The following is a 20,987-nucleotide window of genomic DNA, read 5'->3' as shown; positions in this document are numbered from 1 at the left end:
AATTGCTATCCTTAGCCAACGTTTAAACAGTTTTTTTGTACTTGAAATATTAAAGTATACAAACCGGTCTTTACAAGAGTTTTTAAAAATAATCAATACTTATTGACTGGAATTCAATGCCTGGCTTGCGAGAAATAAATACTTTTCGTGTAAATCATTGATCTTGTGTTCGAATTCTACAATGGAACCCTCATTGATGATCAGATCGTCAGCGATTGCCCGTCTGGCGGCTTCGTCAGGTTGGGCGGCTAAAATAGCCAATGCTTCTTCCCGGGTATGCTGGTCGCGCGTCATCACCCGCTCAATCAAACGCTCAGGCTCACTTAAAATGACCAGGATTCGGTTTAAATAGGGGTAATGGCTGCGATCAAGTAATAAAGGAATTTCAATCACGCAATAGGGGGCTGCGAAGGAAGTAATCCGAGTTTCAATCTGGCGACGGATTAGGGGATGAAGAAGAGTTTCCAGCCACTGCCGCTCATCAGGGTGTTTAAAAATTAATTGACGTAATTTTGAACGGTTAAGCTCGCCCTGGTGAAGCATCGTATCGCCAAAGTGTTCCTGAATGGCCCGAAGTGCCGGTTGTCCCGGGGCTGTGACCTCACGGGCAATGTCATCGGCAATGACCACCGGAATGCCCAAGCGTTTAAAACAACGGATAGCGCTGGATTTGCCGCTGGCAATGTTTCCTGTTAAACCGACGCAATACATCAGGGTTTTGCCGCATTGATGTTTCGACAGGTTATCATATTAATGTAACATGTCTCGGGAATACCGCTGTTATCCATGCAATAGGCCTTGGCGCCCAGTGCAGCATCATCGCGGTGCGTGTAGATGTCGCTTAACCAGGGTGTTCCTGAGAAATCCAGCGCCGTGCATTGCCACATCGGGCGAGTGGAGCGCCCGTCAACAAAGGCTTCACAATCGGCCCTGGACGTTTTGCAGGTTTCCGGGTATTCGCTTTGCTTTTTACAGGCATCATAGGCTTTGTTAATCGCCGTGATGGAATACACACTCTGCGCCAGCCATTCGCGATTTGCCTGATCATGGGCTTTGCACAGCCAGAAGTTGTCCCCTGGGGGTGTTTGTGCAATGGATACGGTTGAAACGCAGAATAAAGCCAGGCTAGTTGCCTGCTGTAAGCATCGCTTCATTTGCTTTCTCCTCAATGAACGTGATGAGCTGTTCAATTGTCATGGCCCTGGCGAAGTACCATCCCTGTATATAGTCTACACGATGACGCCGCAAATAATCATATTGTTCCATGGTTTCCACGCCTTCGGCGATGATCGCGAGATCAAGCGAGTTCGCCATGTTAATGATGGCTTGATTCAAAGTTTCGGTGATTGCACCGGTACCAATGGCCTGGATAAACAATTTATCAATTTTAAGATAATTAAACGGCAGGTGCTGCAGGTAATGAATACTGGCATGTCCTGTACCAAAGTCATCAATGGCCAGTGAATAGCCGCGCGTACGGAGGTCCTGCATGATGCGCATGCTGTCCTTGTCTTCCTTATTAAAAAGCTGCCGTTCGGTTAATTCAAGAATAATCTGCTGATTGTTGACGCCATAGTGTTCACAGAGTTGATAAAATTGCGGGAAAAAGCGTCTGTCGAGAAAATGATTGACGGAGACATTGAACGCCAGGTGAAAATCGTTATTGCCCCTAAGAAGTTCAGCGCATTGCTGAAATGATTTTTCAACCAGTTGCAGGGTCATGGGTACGATAAGCCCTGAGGTTTCAGCCTCTTCAATAAACAAGTCCGGCATGATGGTCTGTTTGGCATCCATCTGCCAGCGGATGAGAACTTCAGCCCCGCAAAATTGGTTATTCGCTACATCGACGACCGGCTGATACATCGGTTCAAAATGGCCCTGCCTAAGCCCATTCTGCAGGGCATAATCCAGTGAAAACCGGTGGTTTAAGGCTTTGCGCAGAATGTAGTACAGGAGGAGCGAGAGAACAATAACCACTGCAGCAATGATCAATTCAGTATAAATAAACCGTTTCTCATAAACCAGCCCTTTTGCCGTAAACAGCAGTTGGTAGTCATCCAGTGTCTGGGATGGGATACGCAGCATCATGTTTTTTCCAGGGGAAGAATCAAGCGGCTGGGTGAGTTGAAAAACCTGTTTCTTATGGTGAGTATCGTACAGGGCAATGGCTTTGAAACTGGTGGCCTCAAGAGGCCTTAACAGGTTTTCAAAAATGCTTTTTAAAATATAAAGTGTGAAATGGTACTGCCCAAGCTTCTGCTGCAACAGGTAGGTCGGTTGCTTGTGATGGCCGGTATCAAAAGGCCCATGCAGATGAGGCGCCGCCGAGGCAGGAAAAAAAACAGGTGGCGTGAGGTTTAAGGTGGAACAGGTTGTCTTTCCCTTCGGATCGGTAATGGCAATGGCAGAGACATTGGGGTTGTTAAACAACCAGTCGGTGAGTACTGGCAATAATTCAGTTTGGCAGGCATTGAATTCATCACGGGTAAAATTTAAGGCAAAGGTCCCTTGGATCAGATTTTCCATGAATTCATCAAACTGAAACGCCCGCTCCTTCGCGATCAGTTCCATCTGATCTTCGCGGGCTTCACGGTAATGCCGCCACTCATAGAATAGAGCCAGGAACAGCACGATAAGCGATAGCAGGAACCAGCTGATGGTTAACGTCTGTTGTGCGCTTAACTGCCTGCTGTGGATGTCGTTTATCATTGTTTTAGTTATTTATACACCCCATACAGAGAGTTTAGAGTGATTTCCGCCAATTGCCTAATCGTTTTCTCATCCGAATTCAAAGGTGGCAGCCAATAAAGAGTATTGCCTATTGGACGTAATAAAGCGCCATGCCGGCAGGCTTCCTGATAAAATCGCTGACTGATTCGCTGCCCTGGCAATGCGTCCATGTCGGCAGCGACAATCGCTCCCAGGCTTCGCACCTGGCTGAGTCTGCCGGTGGTTTCGGCAATGTCAAGCATCAGAGAGTGCATCAGCTCACCCAATGCACGTGCCTGCTTAAGGATCCCCTCTGCTTCCATGACCTTGATGGCCGCCAAGGCGGCGCTAACGGCTAAGGCATTGCCGCTGTGTGTATGCGAGTGCAGAAATGACTTGCCGGACGCATAATCATCATAAAAAAGAGCATACACCTCATGGTCAATCAGCACGCAGCTCAGGGGTAGGGCGCCGGCAGTCAGTCCTTTGGACAGACACACTAAATCCGGTTCAACGCCTGCCCATTCACAGGCCAGCCATTGCCCGGTTCGGCCCATGCCGGTCATGATTTCGTCGGCAATGAAATAAATGCCGTTGTCGTTTGCCCATTGAGCCAGTTTTTTAAGGAAGTCTGCGCTGTAACAGAGCATACCCCCTGCGCCCTGAACCAGTGGTTCGACAAGAACTGCACAGGTCTGGCGCTTTACTTTTTCCAGTTGCGGCAATATCGCCTGCCATGTCGCCTCGCTGTCATCCCATAAGGGGTCGAAGCGGTTTTGAACATAGGGTACCTCCTGAATAAAATGGCATTCTACGCCATAGCCTTCATACGGCTTTTTATAGAGGCCTAAGTCGCTGACGCTGATGGTAGCCAGGGTTTCTCCATGATAGGCATGACGCAAGGCAATAAACCGGTTGCGTTCACTCTCGCCCCGGATCTGCATGGCATGCAGAGCCAGTTTCATGGCAATCTCAACCGCCGAAGAGCCGTCGCTGGCAAAAAAAACATGTTGTTTTTTGGTAATTTCGGCGATTTTTTCGCCGAATTCGGCGAGGAGAGGATGCGTGGTGTTGGCGGCGATCACTTGCTCAAAATACTGTAACTGCTGGCGGATGGCATCAACAATGGTAGGATGGCCGTGGCCTAAGGACTTACACCACCAACTGGAGATTCCGTCAATAAGGGGCCCCTGATCCGTGTACAGGTAGCTGCCCCTTGCTTCCTGGATGACTAGCGGCGGGTAGGCCTCAAAATCTTTCATCTGCATGCAGGGATGCCAGATGTGCGTTAAATCTTTGGCGATGACCTGCGTTATGTTAACCATAATATAATTTTCGGTTGACAAGAAAATTGGCGACTTTATCATGGCGGCACTGAAATAAAAAGAGAAGATCTATGAACAAACCCAGCGCAGGATGGACGTTAAGTGACGTTGCGGCCATTTATACCCAGCCGTTTAACGATTTATTACACAAGGCGCATACCATTCATCGCACACATCACCCGGCCAATGGCTTGCAATTAGCGACGCTGCTCAGCATTAAAACGGGTGCCTGCCCTGAAGATTGCGGTTACTGCTCGCAAAGCGGACACCATCAAACCCACGTGGAAAAAGAAAAACTCCTGTCGGTTGATCAGGTGCTTAAACAGGCACAGGAAGCGAAAGCGGGAGGCGCTACGCGCTTCTGCATGGGAGCCGCCTGGCGTTGTCCTCCCGATAAAGTCATGCCTCAACTGCAGGAAATGATTAAGGGTGTTAAAGACCTGGGGCTCGAAACCTGCATGACACTCGGCATGTTAACCGGTGAGCAGGCGAAATGCCTCAAAGACGCCGGCCTTGACTATTATAATCATAACATTGATACCTCGCCGTCCTATTATGACAAGGTGGTCACCACCCGCAAATTCAGTGATCGTCTGGATACCCTTGAGCAGGTTAGAAAAGCAGGCATTCGCGTGTGTTGCGGGGGAATTTTAGGTCTGGGTGAAACGCGCGAGGACCGTATTGAATTTCTCATGACGCTGGCCAACATGGAAACTCCTCCGGAAAGCGTGCCGATTAATCGGCTGATTCCGGTTGAAGGCACGCCGCTTTCGAAATCCCGTCAGGTGGAAGGCATTGAACTGGTGAGAACCATCGCTACGGCAAGGATCATCATGCCTGACAGCGTGATTCGCCTGACCGCCGGGCGTACGGAAATGAGCGATGAATTGCAGGCCCTCTGCTTTTTTGCCGGCGCCAATTCGGTTTTCATTGGCGATAAACTCTTGACGGAAGATAACCCGCAACGCGATAAAGACAGCCGCCTGTTTGAAAAACTGGGTCTGGAAACTTTCTCTTGAGTCGGTTTGCTGCCCTTTTTTCGGAGAAAATGCAGGGATTGCAGCACCAGGGCCTTTGGCGTACACGCAAGGTGTTGCCGGTGGATGGGACTCATCTGCACTTTTGCAGCAACGACTATTTGTCGTTAAGCAATGACTCGCGTGTAAAAAAAGCATATCAGCTGGGCTTTGAGCGCTACCCCGCAGGCAGCGGCGGGTCAGGCGTCATTTGTGGCTATTACCCCATTCATGCGGAGTTCGAGCAAACCATCGCCGCTGCGCTTGCAACGGATGCAGCGGTGGTATTCAGTTCCGGCTATACAGCCAATCTGGCTGTGGTTAATCTGTTGTCGCAGATTGAGCGGCACCTGCTTGTTGATAAAGCCATTCATGCTTCGTTTTACGATGGCATTAAACTTGCCGAGGCCCGCTTTAGCCGGTATCGATGCAATGACATGGAAGACTTAAGTCAGAAACTGGCACAAACCGCGCAAGCGGCGGTGGTGACGGAGGGACTTTTCAGCATGAGCGGTCAGATGGCGCCGCTTAAGGACATCAGTCATTTATGTGAAAAGCATGAAGTGCCCTGCATCGTCGATGAAGCCCATTCGTTTGGGGTGATGGGCGAACATGGTCTGGGCGCTGTCAGCCATTTTTCCTTAACACAGGATCAGATACCGCTTCGCATCATTACTTTTGGCAAAGCGTTTGGCGGACAGGGCGCGTTGGTCGCTGGGTGTGCTGACTGGGTCGATGCCCTGGTGCAATACGCGCGTCCCTACCTTTACTCCACGGCCATCAGCCCGGCCCTGGTGTATGGTCTTTTAAAGACGTTTCAGATGATTTACGAGGCCGATGACAGGCGGCGGCAGTTGCACGGGCTGGTTGCCTATTTTCGTGAAAAGGCCGCACAAAGCCCGCTGTGCTTCGCGGACTCGACGACTGCTATCCAGCAACTGCAACTGGGGTGTCCGCATGCCGCCCTCAATTACGCCCAGGAATTAAGCCAACGCCGGATTTTTTGTCAGGCCATTCGTGAGCCCACGGTTCCGCGCAGGTACAGTGGGTTACGCATCGTGCTCAATTATCAGCACGACGTAAAAGACATTGACCACTTATTTAACGAGCTCCACGCCATTTATGACACTGAACATTCACATTAGAGGAAAAGGGCCGGCCCTGGTATTGTTGCATGGCTGGGGATTTGACCACCGCGTTTTTGAGCCACTGGCGGCTAAACTGCTCGCGCATTTTACCGTGTATCTGGTTGATTTGCCGGGATTTGGCCGTTCGTCGTTAATGGAATGGACTTCCTTCAAAGAAAAGCTTCTTAATGCCTTGCCTCGGGAATTTGCTGTGTCCGGCTGGAGCATGGGCGGCTTGTATGCCATGCGGCTTGCCATCGAGGAGCCGCTGCGGGTGACTCGATTGATGGTAACCGCTTCCTCGCCGCATTTTATTCGCAAAGGCCAGTGGCCAGGGATTGAAAAGCAGGTATTTGACGGCTTTTTCAGCAATTTGGCACGGGATCCCGAGCAGACAATGCGGGCGTTTATTCAACTGCAATCCCGACCTCATTCAATGATTCCACCGATTCCTGACAAGGTTTCAATGGAAGCCCTGCAGCAGGGTCTTACGATTTTAAACGAGTGGGATTTTCGTGAGGCCTTGCTGCATTACAAAAACCCTGCCTGTTTTGCCTTTGGCCGTCTTGACGCCATTACGCCGCGCCTGACCCTTAAGGTCATGGCAGAAAGATACCCTGATTTTCATTACCGCCTTTTCCAAAAGGCGGCGCACATGCCTTTCCTGTCACATCAGGATGATTATTTGCAATTATTATTTGAGTTTCTGCTATGAAGACTTTTTTTATCACCGGCACCAACACGGATTGCGGTAAAACCTATACCACCTGCCAACTGATCGATTTTTATCGTCGGCAGGGGAGACGGGTGTTGGCATTAAAACCAGTAGCCACCGGGTGCGTCACTGCGAATGGCGACCTTTACAGCGACGATGCCCGCCTGCTTAAGCACCATGCCGGCAGTTACGAAGACAATAGTCACTGGCTGTTTGAACCGCCGGTTTCACCGCATATCGCTGCCGCCAAAGCAGGAACGGAGATGGATGCAAGGGCGATTCTTGATTACTGCATGACCAAAGCATTAACCGGCCCGGACCTGCTGCTAATCGAAGGAGCAGGGGGGCTAATGGTCCCTGTCAATGCAAAGGAGACATGGATTGATTTTTTGACACTCAGCCAGATTCCAGTCATCATCGTTGTGGGGATGCGGCTTGGATGCATCAATCATGCGCTGTTAACGGCCGCGGCGTTAAAGGCGCATGCCATTCCCTGTGCGGGCTGGATTGCCAACTGCCTGGATGAACACATGCTTTGCCTGGAGGAAAACCTTCACACCCTGCGGGAAAAGATGGCGATGCCTTATTTGGGTCGTATCCCCTTTCAGGGGCAATGGCTGCCGGAAGCGATTGATTTTTGATGTGCTTCCTCTGGGTTGCGGGGTATCAAGTCAGTATAAGCATTATCATTTAATGCGTTTAAGCGTTGTTTATCGTCTTAAAGCGCGGGATTGACCGTTGTCGCCACGCCACTTGTCCGTTATAATTCAACGTTGGTTTTTTTCAAAACGTTTATTTCCTTGGTTCCATTGTGTGATGGGCCATCGTCAACTATTGGGAGATTTTTGATGCCAATTTATGAATATGAATGTACAAATTGTCATCATCATTTTGATTTGATGCAGAAGGTCAGCGACACGCCTGCCAAACAATGCCCGAAGTGTTTTGAAAATACGGCTGTGCGTCTGGTTTCTGCTGCGGGTTTTCAACTCAAGGGCAGCGGTTGGTATGTGACCGATTTTAAAAATAAAAACAAACCCGAAATTAAAAAAACGGAGTCCGGCGGCAGTGACGCCAGCGGTCAGAAGAAAGCAGAGAACGCGACAGGAAGCAGCGATACCGGCAGCACGAAAACCAAAGGTGAAAGTGATTGAAGTCTAAATCCATACGCAGTTATTTGTTTGCCGGCTTAGTGGTTTGGCTGCCAATTCTCGTGACGTTTGTTGTCTTGCGCTTTATGGTTGATCTGCTGGACAGTACCATTGCGCTCTTGCCCTCTGCTTATCAGCCTGAGCGGCTTTTAGGTGTGGACATTCCCGGTTTTGGGGTTATTTTTTCCCTGGTGCTGTTAATTTTAACCGGCCTGGTGGCGACTAACATCCTGGGGCAGCGCCTGTTTGGCTGGGGTGAGGCATTGCTCGCAAGAATTCCTCTGGTGCGCTCCATTTATAACGCCTCCAAACAGGTGATTCAGGCCATTTTTGCAACCAACAGTCAGGCTTTCCGCAAGGTTCTTTTGATTGAATACCCACGGAAGGATTCATGGTCACTGGCTTTTATGACAGGCAATCCAGGGCCTCAGCTTTTTGCCAATACCACGGAAGAAATGGTATCGGTCTTTGTACCAACGACACCAAACCCGACATCCGGTTTTTTGATGATGGTACCAAAAAAGGACGTCATTGAGGTTGGGATGACGATTGACGAGGCGTTGAAATACATCATTTCATTGGGGGTAATGCCTCCTACGCTAACGCCGGAAATATTAACTCATGCGAATTAACAGGCGGTTTTATGAGATCACATTATTGCACATCAGTCAATGAAACTTTACTTAACGAATCCGTCAGTATTTGCGGGTGGGTGCATAATCGACGTGACCATGGCGGCGTGATCTTCCTCGATATCCGCGATCGCTCAGGCCTGGTTCAGGTGGTGTACGAGCCAGAATTGGCTGATGTCTTCACGATTGCTGAAAAACTGCGTCATGAATACGTGGTTCGCATCGAAGGCAAAGTACGCCTCAGACCGTCCGGGATGATCAATGAAAAGATGCCAACGGGTAAAATAGAAATTCTGGGTCAGACGCTGCAGATTTTAAACCAGTCGCAAACACCGCCATTCCTGCCGGATGATAACCAAACAGTGAACGAAGATCTGCGCTATCGTTATCGTTACCTTGATTTGCGACGAAACGACATGCAGCATAATCTAACCCTGCGCCACAATATGGTGCGCTGCATTCGCGACTATTTAAACGAACAGCAGTTCATGGACATCGAAACGCCCATGTTGACCAAGGCGACTCCGGAGGGTGCGCGTGATTATCTGGTTCCATCCCGTGTGCATCCTGGGCAGTTTTACGCCTTACCGCAATCGCCGCAGTTATTTAAACAGTTGCTGATGATGTCGGGTTTCGATAAATATTACCAGATAGTCCGTTGCTTCCGTGATGAGGACTTGCGCGCCGACAGGCAACCTGAATTTACCCAGCTTGATATCGAGATGGCTTTCATTGACGAACAGGCCATTCAGAATCTGATTGAAGGCATGCTGAAAAAGGTCTTTAAGGAATTAATGCAGATTGATTTACCGGAAAAACTGCCACGCATGACCTACGCTGAGGCGATGCGCCGCTACGGCAGCGACAAACCGGATCTGCGTATTCCGCTTGAACTGGTTGATGTGGATGACCTGGTGAAGGATTCTGATTTTCAGGTCTTTTCCGAGGCGGCAAGCCGTTCGGATGGCCGAGTGGTTGCTTTGCGGTTACCCAATGGTTGTGAATTAAGCCGTAAAGAGCTGGATAGCTACGGTCAATTTGTCGGCATTTATGGCGCGAAAGGCTTAGCCTATATCAAGGTCAATGACCGCAGTCAGGGGATGGAGGGCTTGCAATCACCGATTATCAAGTTCTTAAAGCCTGACAGTGTACAAGCCATTCTTGACCGTGTTGAGGCTCAAAACGGTGATGTATTGTTCTTTGGAGCGGGCCAGGAACAGACCGTCAATGAGTCCATGGGGGCTTTGCGTGTCAAACTGGGTCATGATCGTCACCTGGTTGAAGACGGATGGCGTTTGCTTTGGGTAGTAGATTGGCCCATGTTTGAAGTGGATGCCAAATCAGGGCTATTACAATCCATGCACCATCCGTTTACTTCGCCTCAGGAACTGAACATTGAATCACTCAAGCAGCAACCGACTAAAACATTGGCGAAGGCTTACGATATTGTAATTAACGGGTATGAAATTGGCGGGGGATCCATCCGCATTCATCAACCGCAGTTGCAACAGGCCGTGTTTGAATTATTGGGCATTGACGAGCAGGAAGCGCAGGAAAAATTCGGCTTTTTACTCGATGCCTTGCAATACGGCTGTCCTCCCCATGGCGGTATCGCACTGGGAATGGATCGATTGGCGATGCTGCTTACGTACTCCAGTTCCATCCGTGATGTGATTGCTTTCCCTAAAACGCAATCGGCATCGTGTTTATTAACCAATGCACCAACCGGTGTCAGTACGGCACAGCTTGGTGATTTAGGCATACGACTCGCTCCCAATGTGCAGAAATAGAATGGTCAGAACCGGTTTTTCCTCCTGGAAAAACCGGTTTTACGCGTTAATCAGTGTGGTGTGCTTCGCTGTAAGCGCCCCTCTTTTAGCCAAACCTGAGGGGAATAGCGGGCAATTAATCGAGTACCTGGCTCAGGAAAAAAATAACCTCACCCTGGTCTTGAATGAGTCCCGGCTGCCTTCCAACCCATCCAATGAAACCGAATACAAACAATTAATCGAGCAGAATGATGCGCTCATCGCATTGAATAAAGCCAAAATAGCGAGCTATGAGAATTTCCTCGTCAATCAGACGAAACTGCAGGACGATTTTACTCAGCGCCTAAAGCAGTTGCAGCAATTTCCCGGGGCCGAACTGAGCCCCATGGACGCTCAGCAAAAAATAGAAAAAATCAACACATTAAACGACATCAATAAAAAAACCATCAGCCTGCTCAATGACAACATCGAGTTGGCCAAGCGCTATCAGCAACTGTTGTTAAGCCGCCAGCAGGCGCTTTTCCTGTGGAAATCAAAAGAGCAGTTGCGTGCCAAGCTGGATGCGCTTCATGCCAGGGAAACACGTTTAAATGACAACCTGCTCAGACTGTATGACAAGAGCATTGATCTGCAGCAGCAGATTAAAAGTGAAGGGGAATTCCGTAATAACTATGCCCTGGAAGCCCGCCTCTTGTTAAATAACCAGCTGATCAATTTGACTCAGTATAAAATGGCGGAGCTCCATCTGCAGCGGAAATTGGCCAAGGCGGAATTTCTGCTTAAAAAAAATCCCGATATCCGCACGCTACAGTCTGTGGCCGAAACCTATAAAACGACCATGACCCAGCTTTCGGATATGGAGCAATCGCTGCGAAAAATGCGCACCATGGTAAAAAATGAACAAAGCCATGTTGGTGAAAAGGCCCTTCAAAAAAGTTTTACTGCCTTAACTGGCATCATCAATGATCGCATCGCCAGCATTGGTATTCAGGAACAAACGCTGCAGGAGGACCTGGACAATCATCAAGAGGAATTAAAAAAGCAATTGTCGGTGAGGCAAAGCTTATCCGAATACCGTCTTGACAGCTGGCCAGACATTTTAAGCCAAATCAGTAAGATTCCCAGTCAGGTCTATGGTTACTTGAAGATCCTTACCCTCAAAATCAGGGATAATTACCAGTGGCTGGATACTTTACCGATGGTGTTGCTGTGGATGGCTTTAATTTTTATTACCGTCACCACCACTGTGCTGTACCGCTTGTTGAAGCAACGCAGCCGCGACAAGGAACGGTCACGATTAACGGGGCATTTGTATGAAGGCACCTTGACACTGTTTAATCGCAACCTGCCTTTGTTAGGGGTTACCGGCGCTTTCCTTTGCCTGTTTTATTTCAACCACATTCCCTTTGCAAACTACCAAATGCTGATGCAATTAAGTTTAGTCGGACTTGCATTCAGCACCTTGATTCAGATTGCAAGGCTTGTGTTGTTAGAGCGGGTAACTGACTCCTCGGGAACAGATGTGCGGCTTTATCACCGCTTAAAGTGGCTGCTCTTGGCCGGCGGGTGGACAACGGCCCTCATGGTGATTAGTTATCTGCTGCCTTTGACGACGCTGTTGCAGGATATTTTCAATCGACTGTTCATGCTGTTTTTAGTGGCGGTTTCTATTCTGTCCTGGAAAAACCGTCATATCATTACTCATTTGCTTCATCCTGTTCTGAAAAGCAAGAAACGCTATTTCCGGCACGCGGTGATGCTGCTTGTCATTCTTATTCCCCTGACTCTGCTGGCTATCGCTGTGATCGGGATGGTGGGTTACATCAATCTCGCCTGGACTTTGAGTCGCTACCAGATGCAGTTGCTGCTGTTGTTGTCGGCTTATGTCCTGATGCGCGGATTATTGTTTGATGCCATGGAGCTGTTGTCGGAATGGATGATTTCCACCATGACCAATGGCTGGCTTTGGATTGAAGTCTGGCTTAAGCCGCTGGATAAAGTATTGCGCGTTGGATTGCTGGCTGCTTCAATCTATGTCGTGTTTCAACTGTTTGGCTGGCATTCGGATTCGCTGGTAATGGTTAAACTGGTTCAATTTGGCCATTACCCCTTGATCAACATGGCCGGGATACACATCACCGCATTCAGCATCCTGAATTTTTTAATCCTGCTTTCGGTATTCATGTGGGCTGCGAAATGGACTCGTGAATTCAGTTACCGCTGGCTGTATCGCGATGCCCGTGATCCCGGTATCCGTAACAGCCTGTCGGTATTTACTCAATACGCTGTCATTCTCATCGGCGGGTTTGTCACCTTGCGGGCGTTGGGCTTTGATTTTAGCGGCATGTCCATGGTCATCGGCGGTCTCGCGGTAGGGATGGGGTTTGGCTTGCGTGATTTTGCCAGTAATGTGGTGGGAGGGTTAATGCTGTTGATTGAACGCCCAGTGCGTGAAGGCGATCTCATTACCCTGGGCAATTATGAAGGCCGGGTGGCTCACATCGGCATACGCTCCATGCGGGTGTCCTCCTGGGACAACATGGAAGTGTTGATTCCCAATGCCGAAACGTTCAATAAACCCTTCACCAATTGGACACACCAGGACGGCATTGTGCGCACCGTTACTCCCATCAAGGTCAGTCGTGCGGATGATCCGGTCATGATTCAGCAATTGATACTGGATGTGTTGGCCATTATTCCGGAAATTGTCGCCGATCCGCCAGCCCAGGCTTTCCTGAAACAAATTGATGAGGCTTTAATCGAATTTGAAGTGCGTTATTTTATTAATGTGCAGCTGCATACCCGTTTTGAAATTCGTTCCAAAGTCCTGTTTGCCATTGCCGCGCAATTCAAGGCTGCCGGCATTAAACCGCCGATTCCGCCGATCAGCGTGGAGATTAAAGAAGGTGAGCATGAGGCCTTATTCATTAAATAGCAGCCCGGCCAGCGAAACTGAATTACTGCAACGCTGCGAAACCATTGAGGGGTTGAATTTTGCCCAGCTTGCGGCGGAATTATCCCTGACCATCCCTGAACAGGCCGCACGGCGTAAGGGATGGGCGGGCATGGCCATTGAGCAGGCATTAGGTACCACGGCCGGTTGTCAACCGGTACCTGATTTTAAAAACCTTGGCATAGAACTCAAAACCATCCCGATAAACCATCAACGTACGCCCGCAGAATCCACGTTTGTCACCAGCATTCCGTTAATGACCATTCATCAGCAGCAATGGCTTAACTCCCAATGTTATGAGAAATTAAAACGCGTCTTGTGGATACCGCTTGAAGGGGATAATCGTATTCCTTTTGAGCAACGACGGATTGGGCGTGCGCTACTGTGGTCGCCTGATACTGAAGAAGAAGCCATACTCGCCTCGGATTGGCATGAGTTGACCACCATGATTGCCACAGGCCGGCTGGAAGAGATTGATGCAACCTTCGGTCATTACCTGCAGGTCCGTCCCAAAGCGGCCAACACCCGTTCATTGTGTTATGGATTTGACGGTGAGGGCAATAAAATTCTGACGCTGCCCCGCGGTTTTTACTTACGTACAGCCTTTACCCGGCGATTGTTCCATTTGTCTTAGTCTTTGCAAGGGCGCTGTTATTCGGTAAAGTGAAAAGGAATCATTTAAAAAGGAATTGATCATGAAAACTATTCTCGCTGTTGTGGGTGGCATTGTCCTTACCCACAGCGTGTATGCTGCTGACGCCACAGACAATAATCAGGTTCAACAGTTAAACACGGAAATTCAAAACCAGTTAAAGCAATTGCAAGCTCAACAGCAGCAGCAACTGGCGGCTTTAAACACCCAGTTGCAGGCACAAATCAAACAGGTCCAGACGCAATTGCAGGCTCAGATTCAAACCGTCAATGCCCAAACGCAGAATCAAATGAAGCAGATACAAACCAGTCTGCAGCAACAGATTTCCCAAGTGCAGCAGCAGGTGGTTAAACAAAGCCAGTAGTGTATGCCATAAGTGAATAATAAAAAAACTACCCTGCAGGCAGGGTAGTTCGGAGAGAGAAGGGGATTTATCCTATCAAGTCCTCCTGGGTGGCGACAGTCCCAAGCAGCGTAACAACGCCACTATTGCTTAAATTAATGATGGTGTTGGGACCGAAGTAATTAATACTCTGAATGGTCACCCCAGTGAGTTGTAATGCATCCTCAATCAGATTGAAATCACTGATGGTGTCATTGCCGGAGGCTAGTGGGGTATAAACAAACGTATCGCTGCCTGCACCGCCAGCCAGAGTATCATTGCCTGCGCCGCCATCGATAATGTTATTGCCGCTATCGCCTGTGATAGTATCAGCCAGCGAGGTCCCAATAATTTTTTCGACACCTGTCACATGCATTTGATTGGCGCCCATCTGCAACAAGCCTGTCGTGCCGTTATAAGTGGCGGCGACAACCGGGTTAAACAGATCGCCAATCCTGAACAGATTCAGCGTATCCAGATCGCTGCCATCCGCTTTTTCACCCATTTCAACGAGGGCATTGGGATTGGTATCCAATGCAGTCACGTTCAAGGTATCGCTTCCTTGACCCAACTTGTAGTGTTGAAATTTATAAAAGGCATGCTCGTTGGACGTGAGGAAGCCTTGTTCGCTAATCAGCACAGCAGGCAGATCACTGTCCACAGACGCATCCCAATTCACTTGTAAGTGGGGAGGATTGCTGCTGTTTTCATTGATACTGACTAACTGGGTCAAGTCGACCACGCCTTTCAAACCGCTGTCATTGGAGATGATTGTCCAGGGTTTAAAATTTGCGTCATTGCCTACCGGGACAACCACTTCACGCAGGCCTGTCAGTTTGGCGGTGACAGAGTCCTGTGTGGTATCAAGACCGCTGCTGGTTAATGACAATTTAACATCACCAAAGGATTGTTGCGAGAAGGTGGATTGAGGAATGCCCAAGTTTTGCAAGGCGGCAATTGCAGCAAGCGCAATCAAGGCCGCAATTAACCCATACTCAATGGCTGTAGCATTGAACGCATAAGCACCGTTTTGGAAATCCAGTGTCGCGACGTTATCAATGTTGGGTCCAGCATTATTAAACTGCATCTGCAGATTAATTTTCTGGATATCATTGGCTGTCGCCGGAAGCCCTGCGGAGTTGTAGACAAACAAACCCACATTGGTGGCGCCGGTGCCTTCAATCATCTGGATAGTTGTCGACGGTTGAGGATTGGTTCCGGTAATCGAGCTTGGAATGGATTGATCAAACAGGAACGTGTAGTTGCCGCCCTGGTCAATCACGAAGCTATTGCCGCGGTCGCCAATGAGGAAATTCTCCACATCATGAACCGTCATGCTGTCGGTGTCTTTGCTGATCACATCGGTACTGGCAGTATAGGTTACACCTGTAATGCCACGTAAATCGATGGCGTCGGCATTTACTTCGCCAGCCAAATTGACGACCAGGCCATTGATGACGTCTTTAACCACCAGAACATCGTCAAAATCGCTGGTGCGAATACTGTCAACCCCGGTTTGAAGAACATCATTAACAAAAACCTGATCATTCTCCAGTCTCACAGCGGTGGCGGTATCGGTATCCACATCAAAAAGAGAAGCCACAGGACCGGTCGCTTGCGATTGCACGGTTTCCTGAGTGCCTGCTCCATCTGTGTAACTGACTGTCGCGGTGATCGTTTTACCGATATCCCCCTCGGTTAACGTGTAAGTACTGCCATTGGCCCCCGAAATGACGTTACCATTGGCAAACCACTGGTAGTTAAAGGCACCAAGGCCTTCCACATCCGTCAGATTGGCATTGGCGGTAAGAACTTGCCCCTCCTGCGGGGTGCCTTGAATGGTCACATCGCCTGTGGGTGCATCATTGACAGCAGCTACATTGATGTGAACCACTGCTTCACTGGTTGCGCCATCACCATCCGCTACAACGTAAGTAAAACTGGCAGGGCCATTGTAATTGGCTGCCGGTGTAAACACGATGTTGCCATTGTTATCCAGAGTGACTGTACCATTCGTGGCATTGCCAACTGACTGGATGGTCAGGGCGTCATTATTAGCGTCGGTGTCATTGGCCAGTAATACACCCGCGGCAAGCACCAACGGGGTGTCTTCATTGCCATCAATCACATCATCGATGGCGACTGGCGCGACATTGTCTGAGAGCACGGGATCAGTCGCTGCTGAAACCACGGTTTCCTGGGTTCCGCCGCCGTCAGTATAACTTACAGCGACTGTTATCACTTTACCAACGTCTGCGTCAGTGAGTGTATAGGTACTACCGGTAGCGCCATCAATTGTTTCGCCATCCGCCTTCCACTGGTAAGTGACAGCACCAAGCCCGTCGATGTCATCGATGGCAGTGGCGTCGGCTGTGAGCGTTTGATTTTCAATGGCGTCGCCAGCAATGACAACTTCACCTGTGGGCGCATCATTCACGGCAGCAACAGTGACAGTGACGGTGGCCTGACTGATGCCACCCCGTCCATCGCTGATGGTGTAAGTGAAACTGTCAGAGCCATTGTAATTGCTGTTGGGCGTGTAAGTAATGACGCCATCGTTAAGCATCACAGTACCATGGGCAGCATTGCCAACAGACTGAACCGTTAATGCATCGTTATTGCCATCGGTATCGTTGCCCAGCAGATTGGCGACAGGGATAGCCAGAGGCGTGTCCTCTACCGCGTTGACCAGATCCCCATTGGCAACGGGTGCGACATTCAGGGGTGCAACAACTTTAAGTATGACATTCTCTATGGTGTTGACAATTAAATTCCAACCCTCCACGTACGTGGCAAAATTAAACAGCAGGTTATCACACGCGGCCTGAAATGCGGCCAGTGCCTGTTGAACATCCGCCCGCGCAAAAAAATCGGAAGTACCCTCGATAATGAGGGTGTCATTGCCATTACCGCCAATGTAGACATCCAGTGCATTGAGATTGTTTTCAACGTGGTAAGTAAAGGTATCGTTACCGTTCCCACCACTGAGAAGATCAGAGCCGGCACCACCATCCAGTATGTCATTGCCGTTGCCGCCGTTAAGAATGTCAGTGCCGTCTCCGCCATTTAACGTGTCGTTGCCATTGCCCCCATCGAGCAAATCATTCCCGGCACCACCGAGGAGAGTATCGTTGCCGTTCCCCCCGGATAAAATATCCGAACCACTTCCTCCATCAAGCAGATCATTGCCATTACCACCGTCGAGCAGATCACTCCCGGAACCGCCGTTTAGTGTATCATTACCATTACCACCTAGCAGTAAGTCATTTGCTGCGCCACCCTCAATAACATCAGCACCATTAGTGCCCGTTATAATCGTCATGGCTACACCTCTACAACTAAGACAAATTAAAGTATAGTATTGTATAAATTTTAATCAAGATCATTGCAAAAATGAATGCCGGTGTGGTTTTTGCAATTGCTGCTCCCATCATCATTCTTCGTGGAAGGCACGCTCAAAACTGTCGTGCAGCGGGGTAATGAAATAATTAAATGCGGTCCGTTTTTCGATAATAATCATCACTTGAACCGGCATGCCAGGGTAGAGAGAAACGTGTTTCAGTTTGTTAAGTTCCTCTTTGTTAAGGACGATTCGGGCTTTGTAAAACTGTTTTTTAGTTGCCTGATCTTCAAACACATCGGGGGAAACCTGGGTCACGATACCCTCAACCAGAGGGGTGTTCCTCTGTTTAAAAGCGACAAGCCTGACTTTAGCCGTCAAGCCCGGTTTGACTGAATTAATGTCCAGTGGTTCAATCTGAGCTTCAACAATGAGTTGATCTCCCGACGGAATAATGTCGAGGATGTCTTGTCCCGGGGTAATGACACCGCCCGTTGTGTGTTTTTTAAGGCCAATGACTGTGCCTGATTGCGGTGCGGTAATCAATGTACGTTTAAGGACATCCTCAGCGGCCTTGCATTTTTCTGTCAGGTCGGCGAGTTTTTGTTGCACTTCGCGAAGTTCTTCCAGTAAATCCTTGCGCCGGGTTTCAATCATGGTAAACAGCTGTGACTGAATTTCGCCTATGCCCTGATGGGCTTTGGCAATTAAACCCAGGTGTTCTCCGCGATCACCGGTTAGGCGTGCGGCTTCCCGTTTAAGCGCCAGCAACCGCGGTTTATCAATTAACTTCCGCTCCTCCAGGTATTGTACGGCCTTGATTTCCTCCTCAATCAATTTGAGCTGTTCGTTATTGGCAATCACCTGAGCATCAAGGCTGCTGATTTCCTTTTTGTATTCCTCAATGCGCTCATTTAAAATTTTGCTCTGTCCTTCATAACTTTTGTTACGGGCGATAAATAATTTGTCTTGACCTTCAAGGATTTTTTTTACTTTAGGATCGTGAGTCAACTGCTGTAATTGCGCGGGATAATGGACTTGCTTTTCATTATTGAGCTCGGCAAAAATGCGCGCCTCCGCGGCTAAATTTTCATAGAGTTGCCCCTGCAATAAATCCAGTGTGGCTTTAGCCTGTGTATCGTCCAATTGAATGAGGGGCGTGTTGGCTTTAACTACCGAGCCTTCATTGATGTAAATGGTTTTAATGATACCGCCTTCCATATGCTGGATCGTTTTGCGTTCATATTCTACCACCAGCTTGCCCTGCGCTACGGCAGCGGCATCAAGATGGAACAGTAAAGACCATAAAAGAAACCCGCCAATAAAAAACAAAAGAATCGAAATCCCTGCTTTAATCACGTTACTTATGACAGGTTTTTCCGGTGTTTGAGGTAATAGCCTGGCGTCCATTAATTCCCCTTGGACTGAGATTGTGTGTCAGCCTGAGCGGCGGCTAATTCTTTAAGCTTATTCAGTATTTGATCGCGAGGACCTGAGAACTGAATTTTGCCTTCATTAAGGACAATAAGGGTATCAACAAAATGAATGACGTGGGGACGATGGGCGATGAGGATCACGGTGGCCTGACGACGTTTCAATTCCTGCAGGGCATTAAGAAGCGCCAGCTCGCCGTCGCTGTCCAAATTGGAATTGGGCTCATCAAGAATCACAAGCTGCGGATCCCCATACAATGCCCTGGCTAAGGCAATGCGTTGACGTTGACCTCCAGATAAACCAAAGCTGTTGCGGTGAATCACCGTATCATAACCTTGAGGCAGTCTGAGAATGAGCTCATGGCAGCCCGCCTGTTTTGCCGCTTTAATGACTGCGGCATCATTGATTGTTCCCATGCGGGCGATATTTTCTTTCACGCTACCATTAAATAATTCAATGTCCTGCGGCAGGTAACCCACGTAGCGGCCGAAGTCGGTTCTTTCCCATTGATACACGTCGGCGGTATCCAGTCTTACACTGCCGTTATTGGGCTTTAAAACCCCGGCAATCAGACGGGCAAGCGTTGATTTTCCTGCAGCTGAGGGGCCAATGAGAGCCGCCATTTCCCCGGGTTTAATGTGGAGATTGATGCCGTTGATCACAAATTTCTGAAGGGCAGGAGGCATGTAGTAGAGATTTTCCACTGACAAATTGCCTTTTGGTGCAGGTAATTGAATGCCGCTTAGACGGTGTGACTTAAAAGCCAGATGCGGTTTAAGCCTGTCAATGGCATGCTTGGCACTCTGGTACTGTTTCCAGGCGCTAATGGCCTGCTCGACAGGCGCTAAGGCGCGCGACATTAAAATGGAGCCGGCAATCATCATTCCGGAGGTGATGCGATTGGTCAAAACCAGGTAAGCGCCGACCCCCAAAATAAAAATTTGCAGGGAAGCGCGTATAAATTTGCTCAATGCAAGAATATTGCCGGAAATTTTGCTGGACTTAATCTGAAAATCGAGAATTGTTTCATTGTTCTTGTGCCATGCGCTGATTAAGGCAGGCAGCATGCCCATGGCCTGAATGGCTTCGGCATTGCGTAAACTGGCTGCCATTTCCTGTTGTGTGCTGATGGCCATCTCACTGGCATCGCGCAACAGTTTGCGGGTGCACAATTCATTGAGCAGCGCACACAAAAAAAGAACAATAGCCCCGATCGTGGAGATCCAGCCCAGAACAGGATCGAGCATAAAGATAACAATAAGGTAGACGGGAACCCAGGGCGAATCAAAAAAGGTAAAAACGGCTGAGCCACCAATAAACTGCTTGACTGTGGCGATATCACGCAGGGCATGTTCGGGGTAGGTATTGCCGAGAAGAATTTGGTCAGGACTTAGCGCTAAGGCGGGGGGTGACAACTTCCTTTCAAACCAGACACTGACATGGATAATAATGTAGGTTCTGACGGCGTCCAGCAGGCTTAAAATCAGAAGAGCCAATACCGCAATCAAGGTTAGATAGATTAGGGTATCGTAACTGTAGCTTGCGAGTACCCGGTCAAAAACCTGCATCATGTAGAGAGGGGTGGTGAGCATGAGGATATTGATCACAAGACTGAAGAGACCCACATAAACGAATGCGCTTTTGCTGGCCTCAAAGGTCTGGTTCAATGGATGTTTTTCTTTTGGGCCCATGTAGATACAACGGACAACAGGAGAAGCATGTAATAACTATAGACCACTGTAAAAAAAATGTTACCCCATGCTTGCCTGATTCCCTCGCTCT

17 protein-coding genes are annotated in these 20,987 nt (G+C 48.9%); 10 read left to right on the top strand and 7 right to left on the bottom strand.

From position 1 onward, the window contains the following. Window positions 1–99: 99 nt before the first annotated feature. The 4 genes from coaE to bioA are packed head-to-tail and all read right to left on the bottom strand — an operon-like array spanning window position 100 to window position 4,034. Window positions 100–711, bottom strand: coding sequence for a dephospho-CoA kinase (gene coaE / locus GH742_RS08355; RefSeq protein ID WP_239005184.1), 612 nt, complete (start codon window positions 709–711; stop codon window positions 100–102). Beyond that, window positions 711–1,154, bottom strand: coding sequence for a hypothetical protein (locus GH742_RS08350; RefSeq protein ID WP_203454356.1), 444 nt, complete (start codon window positions 1,152–1,154; stop codon window positions 711–713). The genes coaE and GH742_RS08350 overlap by 1 nt, the downstream gene beginning before the upstream one ends. Further along, a complete protein-coding gene (locus tag GH742_RS08345) occupies window positions 1,126–2,709 on the bottom strand; it encodes an EAL domain-containing protein (RefSeq protein ID WP_203454354.1) in 1,584 nt (527 codons plus the stop codon). The genes GH742_RS08350 and GH742_RS08345 overlap by 29 nt, the downstream gene beginning before the upstream one ends. A gap of 8 nt (window positions 2,710–2,717) precedes the next feature. Continuing rightward, entirely contained in the window at window positions 2,718–4,034 is a 1,317-nt protein-coding gene (bioA, locus tag GH742_RS08340) for an adenosylmethionine--8-amino-7-oxononanoate transaminase (RefSeq protein ID WP_203454352.1), read from the bottom strand. 71 nt (window positions 4,035–4,105) lie between these two features. Between bioA and bioB the strand changes: the two genes are divergently transcribed. From bioB to GH742_RS08290, 10 genes are all read left to right on the top strand, one after another. Next, on the top strand, window positions 4,106–5,053 hold the full coding sequence (gene bioB / locus GH742_RS08335; RefSeq protein ID WP_203454350.1) for a biotin synthase BioB: 948 nt from the start codon (window positions 4,106–4,108) through the stop codon (window positions 5,051–5,053). Next, window positions 5,050–6,195, top strand: a complete 1,146-nt coding sequence (locus tag GH742_RS08330; protein WP_370569445.1) for an aminotransferase class I/II-fold pyridoxal phosphate-dependent enzyme — start codon at window positions 5,050–5,052, stop codon at window positions 6,193–6,195. The genes bioB and GH742_RS08330 overlap by 4 nt, the downstream gene beginning before the upstream one ends. Then, window positions 6,173–6,892, top strand: coding sequence for an alpha/beta fold hydrolase (locus GH742_RS08325; protein WP_203454348.1), 720 nt, complete (start codon window positions 6,173–6,175; stop codon window positions 6,890–6,892). The genes GH742_RS08330 and GH742_RS08325 overlap by 23 nt, the downstream gene beginning before the upstream one ends. Then, the gene (gene bioD / locus GH742_RS08320; RefSeq protein WP_203454346.1) at window positions 6,889–7,533 is read left to right on the top strand and encodes a dethiobiotin synthase; all 645 of its coding nucleotides are present in this window, start codon (window positions 6,889–6,891) and stop codon (window positions 7,531–7,533) included. The genes GH742_RS08325 and bioD overlap by 4 nt, the downstream gene beginning before the upstream one ends. Window positions 7,534–7,740: 207 nt before the next feature. Continuing rightward, window positions 7,741–8,046 (top strand): FmdB family zinc ribbon protein, encoded by a 306-nt coding sequence (locus GH742_RS08315; protein ID WP_203454342.1) that lies wholly within the window; start codon window positions 7,741–7,743, stop codon window positions 8,044–8,046. Next, window positions 8,043–8,675, top strand: a complete 633-nt coding sequence (locus tag GH742_RS08310; RefSeq protein WP_203454341.1) for a DUF502 domain-containing protein — start codon at window positions 8,043–8,045, stop codon at window positions 8,673–8,675. The genes GH742_RS08315 and GH742_RS08310 overlap by 4 nt, the downstream gene beginning before the upstream one ends. Before the next feature lie 11 nt (window positions 8,676–8,686). Then, a complete protein-coding gene (aspS, locus tag GH742_RS08305) occupies window positions 8,687–10,465 on the top strand; it encodes an aspartate--tRNA ligase (protein ID WP_203454340.1) in 1,779 nt (592 codons plus the stop codon). A gap of 1 nt (window position 10,466) precedes the next feature. Then, window positions 10,467–13,379: a mechanosensitive ion channel domain-containing protein gene (locus tag GH742_RS08300; RefSeq protein ID WP_239005183.1), complete on the top strand. Its 2,913-nt coding sequence runs from the start codon at window positions 10,467–10,469 to the stop codon at window positions 13,377–13,379. After that, window positions 13,357–14,031 (top strand): DNA mismatch repair endonuclease MutH, encoded by a 675-nt coding sequence (gene mutH, locus GH742_RS08295; RefSeq protein ID WP_203454336.1) that lies wholly within the window; start codon window positions 13,357–13,359, stop codon window positions 14,029–14,031. Before GH742_RS08300 ends, mutH begins: the two co-directional genes overlap by 23 nt. A gap of 58 nt (window positions 14,032–14,089) precedes the next feature. Beyond that, a complete protein-coding gene (locus GH742_RS08290) occupies window positions 14,090–14,413 on the top strand; it encodes a hypothetical protein (RefSeq protein WP_370569555.1) in 324 nt (107 codons plus the stop codon). A 67-nt stretch (window positions 14,414–14,480) separates the two neighbouring features. On the opposite strand, the gene GH742_RS08285 is transcribed toward GH742_RS08290, so the two are convergent. From GH742_RS08285 to GH742_RS08275, 3 genes are all read right to left on the bottom strand, one after another. After that, window positions 14,481–17,753: a cadherin-like domain-containing protein gene (locus GH742_RS08285; RefSeq protein ID WP_203454332.1), complete on the bottom strand. Its 3,273-nt coding sequence runs from the start codon at window positions 17,751–17,753 to the stop codon at window positions 14,481–14,483. Window positions 17,754–17,864: 111 nt separating this feature from the next. After that, a complete protein-coding gene (locus GH742_RS08280) occupies window positions 17,865–19,181 on the bottom strand; it encodes an HlyD family type I secretion periplasmic adaptor subunit (RefSeq protein ID WP_203454330.1) in 1,317 nt (438 codons plus the stop codon). Next, complete coding sequence (locus GH742_RS08275; protein ID WP_203454328.1) at window positions 19,181–20,896, bottom strand: type I secretion system permease/ATPase; 1,716 nt, start codon at window positions 20,894–20,896, stop codon at window positions 19,181–19,183. The genes GH742_RS08280 and GH742_RS08275 overlap by 1 nt, the downstream gene beginning before the upstream one ends. Window positions 20,897–20,987: the final 91 nt, after the last annotated feature.

This window comes from Legionella sp. MW5194, from assembly GCF_016864235.1.
Lineage (GTDB): Bacteria > Pseudomonadota > Gammaproteobacteria > Legionellales > Legionellaceae > Legionella_C.
Note: the sequence above shows the minus strand (reverse complement) of the source record. Positions and strands in the feature narration are given on the sequence as shown.

What these genes read in the sequence shown, in the direction of transcription:
- bioD (WP_203454346.1), top strand. Translation starts at nt 6,889, where the DNA reads ATGAAGACTTTTTTTATCACCGGCACCAACACGGATTGCGGTAAAACC.
- GH742_RS08325 (WP_203454348.1), top strand. Translation starts at nt 6,173, where the DNA reads ATGACACTGAACATTCACATTAGAGGAAAAGGGCCGGCCCTGGTATTG.
- aspS (WP_203454340.1), top strand. Translation starts at nt 8,687, where the DNA reads ATGAGATCACATTATTGCACATCAGTCAATGAAACTTTACTTAACGAA.
- GH742_RS08285 (WP_203454332.1), bottom strand. Translation starts at nt 17,753, where the DNA reads ATGACGATTATAACGGGCACTAATGGTGCTGATGTTATTGAGGGTGGC.
- coaE (WP_239005184.1), bottom strand. Translation starts at nt 711, where the DNA reads ATGTATTGCGTCGGTTTAACAGGAAACATTGCCAGCGGCAAATCCAGC.
- GH742_RS08280 (WP_203454330.1), bottom strand. Translation starts at nt 19,181, where the DNA reads ATGGACGCCAGGCTATTACCTCAAACACCGGAAAAACCTGTCATAAGT.
- GH742_RS08275 (WP_203454328.1), bottom strand. Translation starts at nt 20,896, where the DNA reads ATGGGCCCAAAAGAAAAACATCCATTGAACCAGACCTTTGAGGCCAGC.
- bioB (WP_203454350.1), top strand. Translation starts at nt 4,106, where the DNA reads ATGAACAAACCCAGCGCAGGATGGACGTTAAGTGACGTTGCGGCCATT.
- GH742_RS08350 (WP_203454356.1), bottom strand. Translation starts at nt 1,154, where the DNA reads ATGAAGCGATGCTTACAGCAGGCAACTAGCCTGGCTTTATTCTGCGTT.
- mutH (WP_203454336.1), top strand. Translation starts at nt 13,357, where the DNA reads ATGAGGCCTTATTCATTAAATAGCAGCCCGGCCAGCGAAACTGAATTA.
- GH742_RS08315 (WP_203454342.1), top strand. Translation starts at nt 7,741, where the DNA reads ATGCCAATTTATGAATATGAATGTACAAATTGTCATCATCATTTTGAT.
- bioA (WP_203454352.1), bottom strand. Translation starts at nt 4,034, where the DNA reads ATGGTTAACATAACGCAGGTCATCGCCAAAGATTTAACGCACATCTGG.
- GH742_RS08300 (WP_239005183.1), top strand. Translation starts at nt 10,467, where the DNA reads ATGGTCAGAACCGGTTTTTCCTCCTGGAAAAACCGGTTTTACGCGTTA.
- GH742_RS08345 (WP_203454354.1), bottom strand. Translation starts at nt 2,709, where the DNA reads ATGATAAACGACATCCACAGCAGGCAGTTAAGCGCACAACAGACGTTA.